Annotated in this window: 23 protein-coding genes; all 23 read left to right on the forward strand. The window is 68.1% G+C overall.

The window, feature by feature from the left end:
* Positions 1-68 precede the first annotated feature (68 nt).
* The 23 genes from tuf (at position 69) to BJ998_RS22215 (ending at position 12,889) form a co-directional block, all read left to right on the forward strand.
* On the forward strand, positions 69-1,262 hold the full coding sequence (tuf, locus tag BJ998_RS22105) for an elongation factor Tu (RefSeq protein ID WP_184864440.1): 1,194 nt from the start codon (positions 69-71) through the stop codon (positions 1,260-1,262).
* Between the two features lie 411 nt (positions 1,263-1,673).
* A complete protein-coding gene (gene rpsJ / locus BJ998_RS22110; protein ID WP_003938093.1) occupies positions 1,674-1,979 on the forward strand; it encodes a 30S ribosomal protein S10 in 306 nt (101 codons plus the stop codon).
* Positions 1,980-2,007: 28 nt separating this feature from the next.
* Positions 2,008-2,658 (forward strand): 50S ribosomal protein L3, encoded by a 651-nt coding sequence (rplC, locus tag BJ998_RS22115; RefSeq protein ID WP_184864441.1) that lies wholly within the window; start codon positions 2,008-2,010, stop codon positions 2,656-2,658.
* The gene (gene rplD / locus BJ998_RS22120) at positions 2,655-3,338 is read left to right on the forward strand and encodes a 50S ribosomal protein L4 (protein WP_184868854.1); all 684 of its coding nucleotides are present in this window, start codon (positions 2,655-2,657) and stop codon (positions 3,336-3,338) included. Before rplC ends, rplD begins: the two co-directional genes overlap by 4 nt.
* A 3-nt stretch (positions 3,339-3,341) precedes the next feature.
* Positions 3,342-3,641, forward strand: coding sequence for a 50S ribosomal protein L23 (gene rplW / locus BJ998_RS22125; RefSeq protein WP_184864442.1), 300 nt, complete (start codon positions 3,342-3,344; stop codon positions 3,639-3,641).
* A 23-nt stretch (positions 3,642-3,664) separates the two neighbouring features.
* Positions 3,665-4,498 (forward strand): 50S ribosomal protein L2, encoded by an 834-nt coding sequence (gene rplB, locus BJ998_RS22130; RefSeq protein ID WP_184864443.1) that lies wholly within the window; start codon positions 3,665-3,667, stop codon positions 4,496-4,498.
* An 18-nt stretch (positions 4,499-4,516) separates the two neighbouring features.
* On the forward strand, positions 4,517-4,798 hold the full coding sequence (rpsS, locus tag BJ998_RS22135) for a 30S ribosomal protein S19 (protein ID WP_033384221.1): 282 nt from the start codon (positions 4,517-4,519) through the stop codon (positions 4,796-4,798).
* A gap of 32 nt (positions 4,799-4,830) precedes the next feature.
* Positions 4,831-5,244, forward strand: coding sequence for a 50S ribosomal protein L22 (gene rplV / locus BJ998_RS22140; RefSeq protein ID WP_116172405.1), 414 nt, complete (start codon positions 4,831-4,833; stop codon positions 5,242-5,244).
* Complete coding sequence (rpsC, locus tag BJ998_RS22145; protein WP_184864444.1) at positions 5,244-6,077, forward strand: 30S ribosomal protein S3; 834 nt, start codon at positions 5,244-5,246, stop codon at positions 6,075-6,077. Before rplV ends, rpsC begins: the two co-directional genes overlap by 1 nt.
* 3 nt (positions 6,078-6,080) lie before the next feature.
* Complete coding sequence (rplP, locus tag BJ998_RS22150) at positions 6,081-6,500, forward strand: 50S ribosomal protein L16 (RefSeq protein WP_043721520.1); 420 nt, start codon at positions 6,081-6,083, stop codon at positions 6,498-6,500.
* A complete protein-coding gene (gene rpmC / locus BJ998_RS22155) occupies positions 6,500-6,748 on the forward strand; it encodes a 50S ribosomal protein L29 (protein ID WP_184864446.1) in 249 nt (82 codons plus the stop codon). The genes rplP and rpmC overlap by 1 nt, the downstream gene beginning before the upstream one ends.
* Positions 6,745-7,020, forward strand: a complete 276-nt coding sequence (gene rpsQ / locus BJ998_RS22160; RefSeq protein ID WP_184864448.1) for a 30S ribosomal protein S17 — start codon at positions 6,745-6,747, stop codon at positions 7,018-7,020. Before rpmC ends, rpsQ begins: the two co-directional genes overlap by 4 nt.
* 61 nt (positions 7,021-7,081) lie before the next feature.
* Complete coding sequence (rplN, locus tag BJ998_RS22165; RefSeq protein ID WP_184864450.1) at positions 7,082-7,450, forward strand: 50S ribosomal protein L14; 369 nt, start codon at positions 7,082-7,084, stop codon at positions 7,448-7,450.
* Positions 7,450-7,764, forward strand: coding sequence for a 50S ribosomal protein L24 (rplX, locus tag BJ998_RS22170; RefSeq protein ID WP_184864452.1), 315 nt, complete (start codon positions 7,450-7,452; stop codon positions 7,762-7,764). Before rplN ends, rplX begins: the two co-directional genes overlap by 1 nt.
* Before the next feature lie 2 nt (positions 7,765-7,766).
* Entirely contained in the window at positions 7,767-8,330 is a 564-nt protein-coding gene (gene rplE / locus BJ998_RS22175) for a 50S ribosomal protein L5 (protein WP_184864453.1), read from the forward strand.
* Positions 8,331-8,334: 4 nt separating this feature from the next.
* A complete protein-coding gene (locus tag BJ998_RS22180; RefSeq protein ID WP_184864454.1) occupies positions 8,335-8,520 on the forward strand; it encodes a type Z 30S ribosomal protein S14 in 186 nt (61 codons plus the stop codon).
* Positions 8,521-8,595: 75 nt separating this feature from the next.
* Complete coding sequence (gene rpsH, locus BJ998_RS22185) at positions 8,596-8,994, forward strand: 30S ribosomal protein S8 (RefSeq protein ID WP_184864455.1); 399 nt, start codon at positions 8,596-8,598, stop codon at positions 8,992-8,994.
* 16 nt (positions 8,995-9,010) lie between these two features.
* Positions 9,011-9,550, forward strand: a complete 540-nt coding sequence (rplF, locus tag BJ998_RS22190) for a 50S ribosomal protein L6 (RefSeq protein ID WP_184864456.1) — start codon at positions 9,011-9,013, stop codon at positions 9,548-9,550.
* Between the two features lie 2 nt (positions 9,551-9,552).
* Entirely contained in the window at positions 9,553-9,954 is a 402-nt protein-coding gene (gene rplR, locus BJ998_RS22195) for a 50S ribosomal protein L18 (protein ID WP_184864457.1), read from the forward strand.
* 34 nt (positions 9,955-9,988) lie between these two features.
* Complete coding sequence (rpsE, locus tag BJ998_RS22200; RefSeq protein WP_043721544.1) at positions 9,989-10,597, forward strand: 30S ribosomal protein S5; 609 nt, start codon at positions 9,989-9,991, stop codon at positions 10,595-10,597.
* Positions 10,598-10,599: 2 nt separating this feature from the next.
* Complete coding sequence (gene rpmD, locus BJ998_RS22205; protein ID WP_184864458.1) at positions 10,600-10,782, forward strand: 50S ribosomal protein L30; 183 nt, start codon at positions 10,600-10,602, stop codon at positions 10,780-10,782.
* Complete coding sequence (rplO, locus tag BJ998_RS22210) at positions 10,782-11,225, forward strand: 50S ribosomal protein L15 (RefSeq protein WP_184864459.1); 444 nt, start codon at positions 10,782-10,784, stop codon at positions 11,223-11,225. The genes rpmD and rplO overlap by 1 nt, the downstream gene beginning before the upstream one ends.
* A 149-nt stretch (positions 11,226-11,374) precedes the next feature.
* Entirely contained in the window at positions 11,375-12,889 is a 1,515-nt protein-coding gene (locus BJ998_RS22215; protein WP_184864460.1) for a hypothetical protein, read from the forward strand.
* Positions 12,890-13,166: the final 277 nt, after the last annotated feature.

The following is a 13,166-nucleotide window of genomic DNA, read 5'->3' on the forward strand; positions in this document are numbered from 1 at the left end:
GTAACCGTCGTCGTCGACCAACCACTAACGGCGCGGCGGAAGCAACACAAGTCCAGGAGGACAATCCAGTGGCGAAGGCGAAGTTCGAGCGGACCAAGCCGCACGTCAACATCGGCACCATTGGTCACGTCGACCACGGCAAGACCACGCTGACGGCGGCGATCACCAAGGTTCTGGCCGACAAGTACCCGGACCTGAACGCCGCGTTCGCGTTCGACCAGATCGACAAGGCGCCGGAAGAGAAGCAGCGCGGCATCACGATCAACATCTCGCACGTCGAGTACCAGACCGAGAAGCGTCACTACGCGCACGTCGACGCCCCCGGTCACGCGGACTACATCAAGAACATGATCACCGGTGCCGCCCAGATGGACGGCGCGATCCTGGTGGTCGCCGCGACCGACGGCCCGATGCCGCAGACCCGTGAGCACGTGCTGCTGGCCCGTCAGGTCGGCGTGCCGTACATCGTTGTCGCCCTGAACAAGGCCGACATGGTGGACGACGAGGAGATCCTGGAGCTCGTCGAGCTCGAGGTCCGCGAGCTGCTCTCGGACCAGGAGTTCCCCGGCGACGACGCGCCGGTCGTGCGCGTGTCCGGCCTGAAGGCCCTCGAGGGCGACGAGAAGTGGGCCCAGTCGGTGCTGGAGCTCATGGACGCCGTGGACGAGAACGTCCCGGAGCCGGTCCGTGAGGTCGAGAAGCCGTTCCTCATGCCCGTCGAGGACGTCTTCACCATCACCGGTCGTGGCACCGTCGTCACCGGCCGCATCGAGCGCGGTGTGGTCAAGGTGAACGAGGAGGTGGAGGTCGTGGGCATTCGCGAGAAGGGCTTCAAGACGACCTGCACCAGCATCGAGATGTTCAAGAAGTTCCTCGACGAGGGCCGCGCCGGTGACAACGCCGCGCTGCTGCTCCGCGGTGTCAAGCGCGAGGACGTCGAGCGCGGCATGGTCGTGATCAAGCCGGGCACCACCACCACGCACACCGAGTTCACGGGCAACGTCTACATCCTGTCCAAGGACGAGGGTGGCCGGCACACGCCGTTCTTCAACAACTACCGGCCGCAGTTCTACTTCCGCACCACCGACGTGACCGGCGTCGTGACCCTCCCCGAGGGCACCGAGATGGTCATGCCGGGCGACACCACGAACATGACGGTCAAGCTGATCCAGCCGATCGCCATGGACGAGGGCCTGCGGTTCGCCATCCGCGAGGGTGGCCGCACCGTCGGCGCCGGCACCGTCGAGAAGATCATCAAGTAATGTGCGGTGAGGGCCAGGTGACATTCATTTGTTACCTGGCCCTCACTTCGCCGGCCCCGATTTGGACGCCGCACCAGCGTGTGGCATCCTTAACGGGTTGCTCGTTGCAGAGGCGGCTGGCTCGTTCGCGTACCAGCCGCCCTGCTGCGAGAAGCCGGCACCCACACGGGCCGCAACGGCCTGGGTGTAAGGGTCTGACCGGACCCCGCCTACTGACTGAGCAACACCCAGTAGGGCTGGTGTGCGCGTCGGAGCTGTGTCACTGAAATGGCGACACGCCCGACCGCGTGGACCGGAGGGCCCCGGCACCTGATGACATTTGACTCGTGAATAGGGGAGCGGCACCGAGCTGGGCCCCGGCCCGTCACGAGTCAGCCCGCAGCGGTACGAGAAGAGGAACGGCAAGCCATCATGGCGGGACAAAAGATCCGCATTCGGCTCAAGGCCTACGACCACGAGGCGATCGACGCGTCCGCGCGCAAGATCGTCGAGACCGTGACGCGCACCGGCGCTCGGGTCGTCGGGCCGGTGCCGCTGCCGACCGAGAAGAACGTCTACTGCGTCATTCGCTCGCCGCACAAGTACAAGGACTCGCGCGAGCACTTCGAGATGCGCACGCACAAGCGGCTGATCGACATCCTCGACCCGACGCCGAAGACGGTCGACGCGCTCATGCGCATCGACCTGCCGGCCAGCGTCGACGTCAACATCCAGTAAGCGCGCGGCGGCGGAGAGTAACGAACTCATGTCTGACAAGCAGATCAAGGGGATCCTGGGCACCAAGCTCGGCATGACCCAGGTCTTCGACGACAAGAACCGGGTTGTGCCGGTCACGGTCGTCAAGGCCGGGCCCAATGTCGTCACCCAGATCCGTACGCAGGAGAAGGACGGCTACACCGCCGTCCAGCTGGCCTTCGGCGCCATCGACCCGCGCAAGGTGAACAAGCCGCGCGCCGGGCACTTCGCCAAGGCCGGTGTGACGCCGCGTCGCCACGTCGCCGAGCTGCGCACCACGGACGCCGAGACCTACGAGGTCGGCCAGGAGATCACCGCCGAGGTGTTCCCCGCCGGCTCGGTCGTCGACGTCGTCGGCACCAGCAAGGGCAAGGGCTACGCCGGTGTGATGAAGCGCCACGGCTTCAAGGGCCTGGGCGCCGGCCACGGCGTGCAGCGCAAGCACCGCTCGCCCGGCTCCATCGGTGGCTGCGCCACCCCGGGTCGCGTGTTCAAGGGTGTGCGCATGGCCGGCCGGATGGGCCACGCCCGCGTCACCACCCAGAACCTGACCGTGCACCAGGTGGAGGCCGAGTCCGGCCTGCTGCTCATCAAGGGCGCCATCCCCGGCCCCAAGGGTGGCCTGGTGTTCGTCAAGACGGCCGCGAAGGGCGATGCCTGATGACCACCCTGGACATTCGCAACGCCTCTGGTGAGGCCGGCGGCAGCGTCGAGCTGCCCGCCGAGATCTTCGACGTGCAGGCGAACATTCCGCTGATGCACCAGGTCGTCGTGGCCCAGCTGGCCGCGGCCCGCCAGGGCACGCACGCCACCAAGACCCGCGGCGACGTCCGCGGCGGTGGCAAGAAGCCCTACCGGCAGAAGGGCACCGGCCGCGCCCGCCAGGGCTCGACCCGTTCGCCGCAGTTCGCCGGCGGTGGCACCGCGCACGGCCCCCAGCCCCGCGACTACTCGCAGCGGACGCCGAAGAAGATGAAGGCCGCCGCGCTGCGCGGTGCGCTGTCCGACCGGGCCCGCGCCGGCCGGCTGCACGTGGTGAGCTCCCTGGTCGAGGGCGACAAGCCGTCCACCAAGGCCGCTCGCGTCGCGCTCGCCGCCATCACCGAGTCGCGCCGCACGCTCGTCGTGCTGGGCCGCTTCGAGGAGCGGGACTGGCTGAGCGTGCGCAACCTGGCCAACGTGCACCCGATCGCGCCGGACCAGCTGAACACCTACGACGTGCTGGTCAACGACGACGTCGTGTTCACCAAGGACGCGTACGAGCTGTTCATCGCCGGCCCGACCAAGGGTCGTTCGGTCAAGGCCACGGCCCGCTCGTCCGAGCTGACCGAGGAGGTCTGACGAATGATCCCCGACCACAGGGACATCCTGCTCTCGCCGGTGATCTCCGAGAAGAGCTACGGCCTTCTCGAGGAGAACAAGTACACCTTCCTGGTGGCTCCGGACGCCAACAAGACGCAGATCAAGATCGCGGTCGAGAAGGTCTTCGGCGTCAAGGTCCTGAGCGTCAACACGATCAACCGCCAGGGCAAGCGGAAGCGGACCCGGTCCGGCTTCGGCAAGCGCAAGGACACGAAGCGCGCGATCGTCACCCTCTCCCCGGAGAGCAAGGCGATCGAGATCTTCGGCGGCCCGACCGCCTGATGACTGAGGACTGCTGATCTGACATGGGCATTCGCAAGTACAAGCCGACGACGCCTGGCCGTCGCGGTGCGAGCGTGTCCGACTTCGCCGAGATCACTCGGTCGACGCCGGAGAAGTCGCTCGTGCGTCCGCTGCACGGCCGTGGCGGTCGCAACGCGCACGGCAAGATCACCACTCGGCACAAGGGCGGCGGTCACAAGCGGGCGTACCGCCTGATCGACTTCCGTCGGGCCGACAAGGACGGCGTGCCGGCCAAGGTCGCGCACATCGAGTACGACCCGAACCGCACCGCGCGCATCGCGCTGCTGCACTACGCGGACGGCGAGAAGCGCTACATCATCGCCCCGAACCGGCTGGCTCAGGGCGACACCGTGGAGAACGGCCCGCGCGCTGACATCAAGCCGGGCAACAACCTCCCGCTGCGCAACATCCCGGTCGGCACCGTGGTGCACGCGATCGAGCTCCGCCCCGGCGGCGGCGCGAAGATCGCCCGCTCCGCCGGCGCCCGGGTGCAGCTGGTGGCCAAGGACGGCCCGTACGCCCAGCTGCGGATGCCCTCGGGCGAGATCCGCAACGTGGACGTGCGCTGCCGCGCCACGGTGGGCGAGGTCGGCAACTCCGAGCACGCCAACATCAACTGGGGCAAGGCCGGCCGCATGCGCTGGAAGGGCCGCAAGCCCACGGTGCGTGGTGTTGCCATGAACCCGGTCGACCACCCGCACGGTGGTGGTGAGGGCAAGACCTCCGGTGGTCGCCACCCGGTGAACCCGGCCGGTAAGCCCGAAGGCCGTACCCGCCGCCGCAAGGCAAGCGACAAGCTCATCGTCCGGCGTCGTCGCACCGGTAAGAAGCGCTGAGCAGGAAGGGAGTGAAGGATGCCACGCAGCCTGAAGAAGGGCCCCTTCGTTGACGACCACCTGCTCAAGAAGGTGGACGCCCTCAACGAGTCGGGCAAGAAGACCGTGATCAAGACCTGGTCCCGCCGGTCGACGATCATCCCCGACATGCTGGGGCACACCATCGCGGTGCACGACGGCCGCAAGCACGTTCCGGTGTTCGTCAGCGAGGCCATGGTGGGTCACAAGTTGGGCGAGTTCGCCCCGACTCGGACCTTCAAGGGTCACATCAAGGACGACCGGAAGTCGCGCCGCCGCTGAGCGGGCCGGACAGGAGCAAGGGGTAACAAGCAATGGCTGACAACGCGACCGGCGCGGAGGAGCTGCCGCGCGCCGTGGCGCGGGCCCGCTACGTCCGCCTGACCGCCATGAAGGCACGCCGTGTGGTCGACCTCATCCGTGGCCGCAACGCCACGGAGGCCCTGGCCGTGCTGCAGTTCGCGCCGCAGGCGGCGAGCGAGCCGGTGGCCAAGGTGCTCGCCAGCGCCATGGCCAACGCCGAGAACAACCTCAGCCTCGACCGCGACACCCTGTGGGTGTCCAGCGCGTACGTGGACGAGGGGCCGACGCTGAAGCGATTCCGCCCGCGCGCGCAGGGCCGGGCCTACCGGATCCGCAAGCGGACGAGCCACATCACGATCGAGGTCGAGTCCCGTCCGGTCGAGAAGAAGGCCGGCAAGTCTCGAGCCAAGAAGGGGGCCCAGTAGTGGGTCAGAAGATCAACCCGCACGGCTTCCGCCTTGGTATCACCACCGACTGGAAGTCCCGCTGGTACGCGGACAAGCAGTACGCGGAGTACGTGGCGGAAGACGTCAAGATCCGCAAGATGCTGAGCAAGGGCATGGAGCGGGCCGGCATCTCCAAGGTGGAGATCGAGCGCACCCGGGACCGGGTCCGCGTCGACATCCACACCGCCCGTCCGGGCATCGTCATCGGCCGCCGCGGCGCCGAGGCCGATCGCATCCGGGGCGAGCTGGAGAAGCTGACCGCCAAGCAGGTCCAGCTGAACATTCTCGAGGTCAAGAACCCCGAGTCGGACGCTCAGCTGGTCGCCCAGGTGACCGCCGAGCAGCTGTCCAACCGCGTGTCGTTCCGGCGCGCGATGCGCAAGGCCATGCAGTCGGCCATGCGCTCGCCGCAGGTCAAGGGCATCCGGGTGCAGTGCGGCGGCCGTCTCGGCGGCGCCGAGATGTCCCGCTCGGAGTTCTACCGCGAGGGTCGCGTCCCGCTGCACACGCTGCGTGCCGACATCGACTACGGCTTCTTCGAGGCCCGCACCACCTTCGGCCGCATCGGCGTGAAGGTGTGGATCTACAAGGGTGACGTGGTCGGCGGCTTCCGCTCCCGCGACACCGCGGCCCCGGCCGGCGCCGACCGTCCGCAGCAGCGTCGCGAGCGTCCCAACCGCGCCCGCCGCTCCGGCTCGGCCGGCACCACCGCGACGAGCACCGAGGCCGGCCGCGCGGCCGCCGAGGCGAACGCCGCCGCCACCGAGGCCCCGGCCGTCGAGGCGACCACCACTGGCAATGGGGAGGGCTGAGTAGTGCTCATCCCGCGTAGGGTCAAGCACCGCAAGCAGCACCACCCGAAGCGGAGTGGTGCGGCCAAGGGTGGCACGCGTGTCACCTTCGGCGAGTTCGGCATCCAGGCGCTGGAGCCGGCCTACGTGACCAACCGGCAGATCGAGTCCGCTCGTATCGCCATCAACCGGCACATCCGTCGTGGCGGCAAGGTCTGGATCAACATCTTCCCGGACCGCCCGCTGACCAAGAAGCCGGCGGAAACCCGCATGGGTTCCGGTAAGGGCTCGCCCGAGTACTGGGTGGCCAACGTCAAGCCCGGCCGGGTGCTCTTCGAGATGAGCTACCCGAACGAGACGGTCGCTCGGGAGGCGCTGCGCCGCGCCATCCACAAGCTGCCGCTGAAGTGCCGGATCGTCACGCGTGAAGGTGGTGACTTCTGATGGCAGCGGGTACCACGGCCGCAGAGCTGCGTGAGCTCACCGACGAGGAGCTCGTGCTGCGCCTTCGGGAGGCCAAGGAGGAGCTGTTCAACCTCCGTTTCCAGATGGCCACCGGTCAGCTGGACAACAACCGCCGGCTGCGCACGGTCCGTCACGACATCGCCCGCGTCTACACCGTGATGCGGGAGCGGGAGCTCGGTCTTTCCGTGTCGCCCGACGACGTTACGACTGGTGAGGGTGCCGCATGAGTGAGACCAACGAGGCTGTGAGCCGCAACGACCGCAAGGTGCGCGAGGGCCTTGTCGTGTCCAACAAGATGGAGAAGACGATCGTCGTCTCCCTCGAGGACCGCAAGAAGCACCCGCTGTACGGCAAGGTCATGCGGACCACGACCAAGGTGAAGGCGCACGACGAGGAGAACGTGGCCGGCATCGGCGACCGCGTCCTGCTGATGGAGACCCGTCCGCTGTCGGCGACCAAGCGCTGGCGGCTGGTCGAGGTCCTCGAGAAGGCCAAGTAACAAGCAGACCGAGCCTGTCAGGTCGGAAATCTGGCAGGCCATCGATGGTCAGGAGCTGTAAGTGATTCAGCAGGAGTCGCGACTGCGGGTCGCCGACAACACCGGTGCGAAGGAGATCCTTTGCATCCGCGTGCTCGGCGGTTCCTCGCGTCGCTACGCGGGCATCGGCGACATCATCGTCGCCACGGTGAAGGACGCCATCCCCGGCGCCGGTGTGAAGAAGGGCGACGTCGTCAAGGCCGTCGTCGTGCGCACCGTCAAGGAGAAGCGGCGTCCGGACGGCTCGTACATCCGGTTCGACGAGAACGCCGCCGTGCTCATCAAGCCCGACAACGAGCCGCGGGGCACCCGCATCTTCGGCCCGGTCGGCCGCGAGCTGCGTGACAAGCGTTTCATGAAGATCATCTCGCTCGCGCCGGAGGTGTTGTGATGAAGGTGCGCAAGGGCGACACGGTCGTGGTCATCGCGGGCAAGGACAAGGGCGCCAAGGGCAAGGTCATCCAGGCCTACCCGGAGCAGAACCGGGTCCTGGTCGAGGGCGTGAACCGGATCAAGAAGCACACCCGGATCACCCAGACCCAGCGTGGTGCGCAGTCCGGTGGCATCGTCACCCAGGAAGCGCCCATCCACGTGAGCAACGTGATGGTCGTGGACTCGGACGGCAAGCCGGCCCGCGTCGGCTACCGCACGAACGACGACGGTCGGCGCGTGCGCGTCTCCCGCCGCAACGGTAAGGACATCTGATCATGACCACTACTGAGAAGGTCCTGCCGCGGCTGAAGAGCCGCTACCGCAGCGAGATCGTGCCGGCGCTGCAGGAGCAGTTCGCCTACGACAACGTGATGCAGATCCCGGGTGTCGTCAAGGTCGTCGTGAACATGGGCGTCGGCGACGCCGCCCGTGACGGCAAGCTGATCGAGGGCGCGGTCCGCGACCTGGCCACGATCACCGGCCAGCGTCCCGAGGTCCGCAAGGCCCGCAAGTCCATCGCGCAGTTCAAGCTGCGCGAGGGCATGCCGATCGGCGCGCGGGTGACCCTGCGCGGCGACCGCATGTGGGAGTTCCTCGACCGCCTGCTGACCATCGCGCTGCCCCGTATCCGCGACTTCCGCGGCCTGTCGGGCAAGCAGTTCGACGGCAACGGCAACTACACGTTCGGGCTGAACGAGCAGTCGATGTTCCACGAGATCGACCCCGACTCGATCGACCGTCCCCGTGGCATGGACATCACCGTCGTGACCACGGCAATCAACGACGACGAGGGTCGGGCGCTGCTCAAGCACCTCGGCTTCCCGTTCAAGGAGAACTGAGCCGATGGCCAAGAAGGCGCTGATCAACAAGGCGGCCGGCAAGCAGAAGTTCGCCGTGCGTGCCTACACCCGCTGCCAGAAGTGCGGCCGTCCGCACGCCGTGTTCCGCAAGTTCGGCCTGTGCCGGATCTGCCTGCGGACCATGGCGCACCGCGGCGAGCTGCCGGGTGTGCACAAGTCCAGCTGGTAAGGCGTTAGACCCCGCACCACCCCACTTCGCCCAAGGCCCGATGGGAACCAGGGCGAGAAAGGTTGACAGGTCACCATGACGATGACCGACCCGATCGCAGACATGTTGACGCGTCTGCGGAACGCAAACTCGGCATACCACGACGAGGTCGTGATGCCGCACTCGAAGCTCAAGGCGAACATCGCCGAGATCCTCAAGCGCGAGGGCTACATCGCCGGCTACCGCGACCAGCAGGGCGAGAAGGGCAAGAACCTTGTCGTCGAGCTGAAGTACGGCCCGAACCGGGAGCGGAGCATCGCCGGCGTCCGGCGCGTGTCCAAGCCGGGTCTGCGGGTCTACGCGAAGTCGACCAACCTGCCCAAGGTGCTCGGTGGGCTGGGTGTCGCCATCATCTCCACCTCCGGCGGTCTGGTGACCGACCGGCAGGCGGGCAAGCAGGGTGTGGGCGGGGAAGTCCTCGCCTACGTGTGGTGAGGAAGGGGGACTGACGATGTCGCGCATTGGAAGGCTGCCCATCACCGTCCCCTCCGGGGTCGACGTGAAGATCGACGGTCAGCTGGTGAACGTGAAGGGGCCGAAGGGCACCCTGGAGCACACCGTGGCCGAGCCGATCAAGATCGAGCGGGCCGAGGACGGCACGCTCCAGGTGACCCGGCCGGACGACGAGCGCCTCTCGCGCTCGCTGCACGGCCTGTCCCGCACGCTGATCAACAACCTGATCATCGGCGTGACCCAGGGTTACGAGAAGAAGATGGAGATCACCGGCGTCGGCTACCGCGTGCAGCTCAAGGGTTCCGACCTGGAGTTCGCGCTGGGTTACAGCCACCCCGTGCCGGTGAAGGCGCCGCAGGGCATCACCTTCGTGGTGGAGACCCCGACCAAGTTCTCCGTCCAGGGCATCGACAAGCAGTTGGTCGGCGAGGTCGCCGCCAACATCCGCAAGCTGCGCAAGCCCGACCCGTACAAGGGCAAGGGCGTGCGCTACGCGGGCGAGAAGATCCGCCGCAAGGTCGGGAAGACGGGTAAGTGATCATGGCTGAGTCCACTGCTACCAAGAGGAAGCCGGTCGGCAAGGACGTGTCGACCCGGCGCCGTGTCGCGCGGGCCCGTCGTCACTTCCGGCTTCGCAAGAAGATCAGCGGCACGCCCGAGCGTCCGCGCATGGTCGTCAACCGCTCCTCGCGGCACATCGTCGTGCAGGTCATCGACGACATCGCCGGCCACACGCTGGTGTCGGCCTCCAGCCTGGAGGCGGACGTGCGCGCGATGGACGGCGACAAGAAGGCCCGCGCCACCAAGGTGGGCCAGCTGGTCGCGGCCCGCGCCAAGGAAGCCGGCATCGACAAGGTCGTCTTCGACCGCGGCGGTTACGACTACCACGGCCGGATCGCCGCGCTGGCGGACGCCGCCCGCGAGGCGGGGCTGGAGTTCTGAACATGCACATCACTGGAATTGAGAGGGCCGTCTGATGCCGGGACGCACGCGTCGCGAAGGCGGCGGTGGCGAGCGCGGAGAGCGCCGCGACCGTCGTGACGGTGGCCGTGGCGGGGCGGCCCAGGAGAAGACCCCGCACCTCGAGCGCGTCGTCGCCATCAACCGGGTGGCGAAGGTCGTCAAGGGTGGTCGTCGGTTCAGCTTCACCGCGCTGGTGATCGTCGGCGACGGCGACGGCATGGTGGGCGTCGGCTACGGCAAGGCCAAGGAAGTTCCGGCCGCCATCGCCAAGGGTGTCGAGGAGGCGAAGAAGAACTTCTTCCGCGTGCCTCGCATCGGCGGCACCATCCCGCACCCGATCCAGGGCGAGAAGGCCGCCGGCGTGGTGCTGCTGCGCCCGGCCAGCGCCGGTACCGGTGTCATTGCCGGTGGCCCGGTGCGCGCCGTCCTGGAGTGCGCGGGTGTGCACGACGTGCTGAGCAAGTCGCTGGGCAGCGACAACGCCATCAACATCGTGCACGCCACCGTGGCCGCCCTGAAGGGCCTGCAGCGCCCCGAGGAGGTCGCCGCCCGCCGTGGCCTGCCGCTGGAGGACGTCGCTCCCGCCGGCATGCTGCGTGCCCGTGCCGGGCAGGGGGTGTGACCATGGCGCAGCTCAAGGTGACTCAGGTCAAGAGCAGCATCGGTACCAAGCAGAACCACCGCGACTCGTTGCGGACGCTGGGTCTGCGCAAGATCCGCCAGTCGGTCGTGCGTGAGGACAACCCCGTCAACCGGGGCCTGATCCACACGGTGCGCCACCTGGTGGTCGTGGAGGAGGTCAACTGATGACCATCAAGATCCACCACCTCCGCCCGGCTCCCGGCGCCAAGACGGCGAAGACCCGGGTCGGCCGCGGTGAGGGTTCCAAGGGCAAGACCGCGGGTCGCGGCACCAAGGGCACCGGCGCACGCAAGAACGTGCCGGCTCGCTTCGAGGGTGGCAACCTGCCGCTGCACATGCGGCTGCCGAAGCTCAAGGGCTTCCGCAACCCGTTCCGCACCGAGTACCAGGTCGTGAACGTCGCCGACCTGGCCCGCCTGTTCCCGCAGGGCGGCGCCGTCGACGTGGCCGCCCTGGTGGCCGCGGGCGCCGTTCGCAAGAACGAGCTGGTGAAGGTGCTGGGCGACGGCGACATCGCTGGCGTCAAGCTCGACGTCACCGCGCACAAGTTCTCCGGCAGCGCGGTGGAGAAGATCACCGCGGCTGGTGGCACCGTCACCACGCTGTGAACTGACGCAGTACCGCGAAGCGGCCGGCAGGAACTCCTCTCCTGCCGGCCGTTCCGTGTTTTCGAGGCCTGCTCGCGAACCGTGGGTCACCGGGACGTTCAAGCGTTTCTCAATACTCCGGACGGCCCAGTGGACTACGTTCCGGTGGCGTGTCGACGCCACCGCAGCAGCCCCCGTGGCAGCAGCCTCCGCAGCAATGGCAGCAACCCCAGTGGCAGCAGCAGCCCCATCCCCAGCAGCAGCCTTACGGCCAGCAGCAGCCGTTGCCGCCACAGCAGCCCTACCCGCAGCAGCCGTACCCGCCGCAACAGCCGTATCCGGGCCAGCAGCAGTGGCGCCCGGGACCGCCCCTGCCGCCCCCGAACCGCGGCAAGGCCGTCCGCCTGGTGATCGTGCTGTGCTGCGCGCTGCTGGTGCTCGGCGTCGTCGGCTTCACCTTGCTGCGCCCCGTCTTGTTCCCGTCCGCCGGCAGCAACACGGCCCAGCAGACACGGGACGACGGCATGACGGTCAAGCGGGCCGGGCCTGAGGCCGACTCGGACAACTACGCGGACCCGGCGCCGCTGTCCGAGCAGCCCGTCCCGCAGCCGACCAGCTACCAGGGGACCGCGGTGGTGCAGGCATGCAACCTGCTGGCCGTCGCCGACCTGAACAAGCTGGGGCTGCACTACGACCCCAACGCCGAACCGAACGTCGCGAACTACCAGCGCATCTACATCGCCGGCGACGGAACCGGTCGGCTGCACACCGACTCGCTGGGCTTCGCCAGCGCCAGCGGCTTCGCGCTGAACAAGTGCGGGTACAACCTGGAAGCCGACGACAAGACCCACGACGACATGGTCGCCGTCGCCGTGTCGCAGGAGCCCTACTACCCGACCGACGGCTCCCTGGACCGCTACCAGCGGCAGGCCGACATCGGCGACGTCGCCGCGTACACCCAGCGACGCGAGGGCTCCAAGCCTGACGACGTGACCGGCGACACGGTGCTCAAGGTCAAGGGCGTCACCGTGGATCTGGACTTCCACCTGACCAAGGCGGGGTACGCCGGCAAGCTCGACGACATCATCGCCGCCGTCGCCCACAACCTGACCACGCAGGCCGCCACGCCGGCCGGGCCCTCCACCGTCAGCTACGACAAGGCCGCGTTCCCCAAGAGCTACGTCCAGGCGTGCCCGCTGCTCGCCGGCGACGTCTTCGACAGCGCCTACCACAAGCCGCTGTCGCCGCTGGTCGTCGATCAGCCGGGCACCGCGGTCGGCCAGGTGGCGTTCAGCGACCAGAACGACCACAACCTCTACAACTACGTGGAGATGGAGTGCGAGCGCGGCACCGGTGAAGCGGACTCGCTCTCCCGTACGAGCCTGGACCTGCGGGTGACGAGCTACCTGTCGGACCGGCCGGCGCAGCTGAACATCAACTACGAGCGGACCCACCACGCCGGCGTCGCCACCGTGGTCCCGCTCGGCGACGAGTCGGTGATCATGACCGAGAAGGGCTCCGTCGCCACCGCGGGAGTGCTGCTGATCCGCAAGGGCCGGTTCGTGATCGAACTGCGGGCGGAGGACCCGGAACACGGCGACAAGGGGCTGACCCAGCAGGAGGCCGAGTCGATTCTGGTGCCGGCCGGGCAGCTGATCATGAAGAACTTCGGCGAGCAGAAGTGAGCGGTCCGCCCATCCGCCGCTGACGACCGGGTCCGGCCACAAGTGGCCGGTTCCTCCGTCCGCTGCCGCGACCGGGCGGGAGGGGGCCATCGGCGGTCGGCACGTGCCGCCCCGCGGGCCGGTCCGCGCCGCCGGGCATGGGCCTGAGCTGCGGTTGTCGGAGCGGGAATGTCCGGTTCGGGACCCGCCGACCGGCGGTCTCCGATGATCACCGTGGCTTTCTGCCCCTGGTGGGGTCCGTAGTGCCGCCCGGGCCTGTTACAGTCGTGAGCACGCT

Origin of the sequence: Kutzneria kofuensis, from assembly GCF_014203355.1 — a bacterium.
GTDB lineage: Bacteria > Actinomycetota > Actinomycetes > Mycobacteriales > Pseudonocardiaceae > Kutzneria > Kutzneria kofuensis.

Excerpts from the sequence above, each read along its gene's own strand:
- rpsJ (WP_003938093.1), top strand. The coding sequence starts at position 1,674 with ATGGCGGGACAAAAGATCCGCATTCGGCTCAAGGCCTACGACCACGAG.
- rplC (WP_184864441.1), top strand. The coding sequence starts at position 2,008 with ATGTCTGACAAGCAGATCAAGGGGATCCTGGGCACCAAGCTCGGCATG.
- rplW (WP_184864442.1), top strand. The coding sequence starts at position 3,342 with ATGATCCCCGACCACAGGGACATCCTGCTCTCGCCGGTGATCTCCGAG.
- rplB (WP_184864443.1), top strand. The coding sequence starts at position 3,665 with ATGGGCATTCGCAAGTACAAGCCGACGACGCCTGGCCGTCGCGGTGCG.
- rpsS (WP_033384221.1), top strand. The coding sequence starts at position 4,517 with ATGCCACGCAGCCTGAAGAAGGGCCCCTTCGTTGACGACCACCTGCTC.
- rplV (WP_116172405.1), top strand. The coding sequence starts at position 4,831 with ATGGCTGACAACGCGACCGGCGCGGAGGAGCTGCCGCGCGCCGTGGCG.
- rpmC (WP_184864446.1), top strand. The coding sequence starts at position 6,500 with ATGGCAGCGGGTACCACGGCCGCAGAGCTGCGTGAGCTCACCGACGAG.
- rpsQ (WP_184864448.1), top strand. The coding sequence starts at position 6,745 with ATGAGTGAGACCAACGAGGCTGTGAGCCGCAACGACCGCAAGGTGCGC.
- rplX (WP_184864452.1), top strand. The coding sequence starts at position 7,450 with ATGAAGGTGCGCAAGGGCGACACGGTCGTGGTCATCGCGGGCAAGGAC.
- rplE (WP_184864453.1), top strand. The coding sequence starts at position 7,767 with ATGACCACTACTGAGAAGGTCCTGCCGCGGCTGAAGAGCCGCTACCGC.
- BJ998_RS22180 (WP_184864454.1), top strand. The coding sequence starts at position 8,335 with ATGGCCAAGAAGGCGCTGATCAACAAGGCGGCCGGCAAGCAGAAGTTC.
- rpsH (WP_184864455.1), top strand. The coding sequence starts at position 8,596 with ATGACGATGACCGACCCGATCGCAGACATGTTGACGCGTCTGCGGAAC.
- rplF (WP_184864456.1), top strand. The coding sequence starts at position 9,011 with ATGTCGCGCATTGGAAGGCTGCCCATCACCGTCCCCTCCGGGGTCGAC.
- rplR (WP_184864457.1), top strand. The coding sequence starts at position 9,553 with ATGGCTGAGTCCACTGCTACCAAGAGGAAGCCGGTCGGCAAGGACGTG.
- rpsE (WP_043721544.1), top strand. The coding sequence starts at position 9,989 with ATGCCGGGACGCACGCGTCGCGAAGGCGGCGGTGGCGAGCGCGGAGAG.
- rpmD (WP_184864458.1), top strand. The coding sequence starts at position 10,600 with ATGGCGCAGCTCAAGGTGACTCAGGTCAAGAGCAGCATCGGTACCAAG.
- rplO (WP_184864459.1), top strand. The coding sequence starts at position 10,782 with ATGACCATCAAGATCCACCACCTCCGCCCGGCTCCCGGCGCCAAGACG.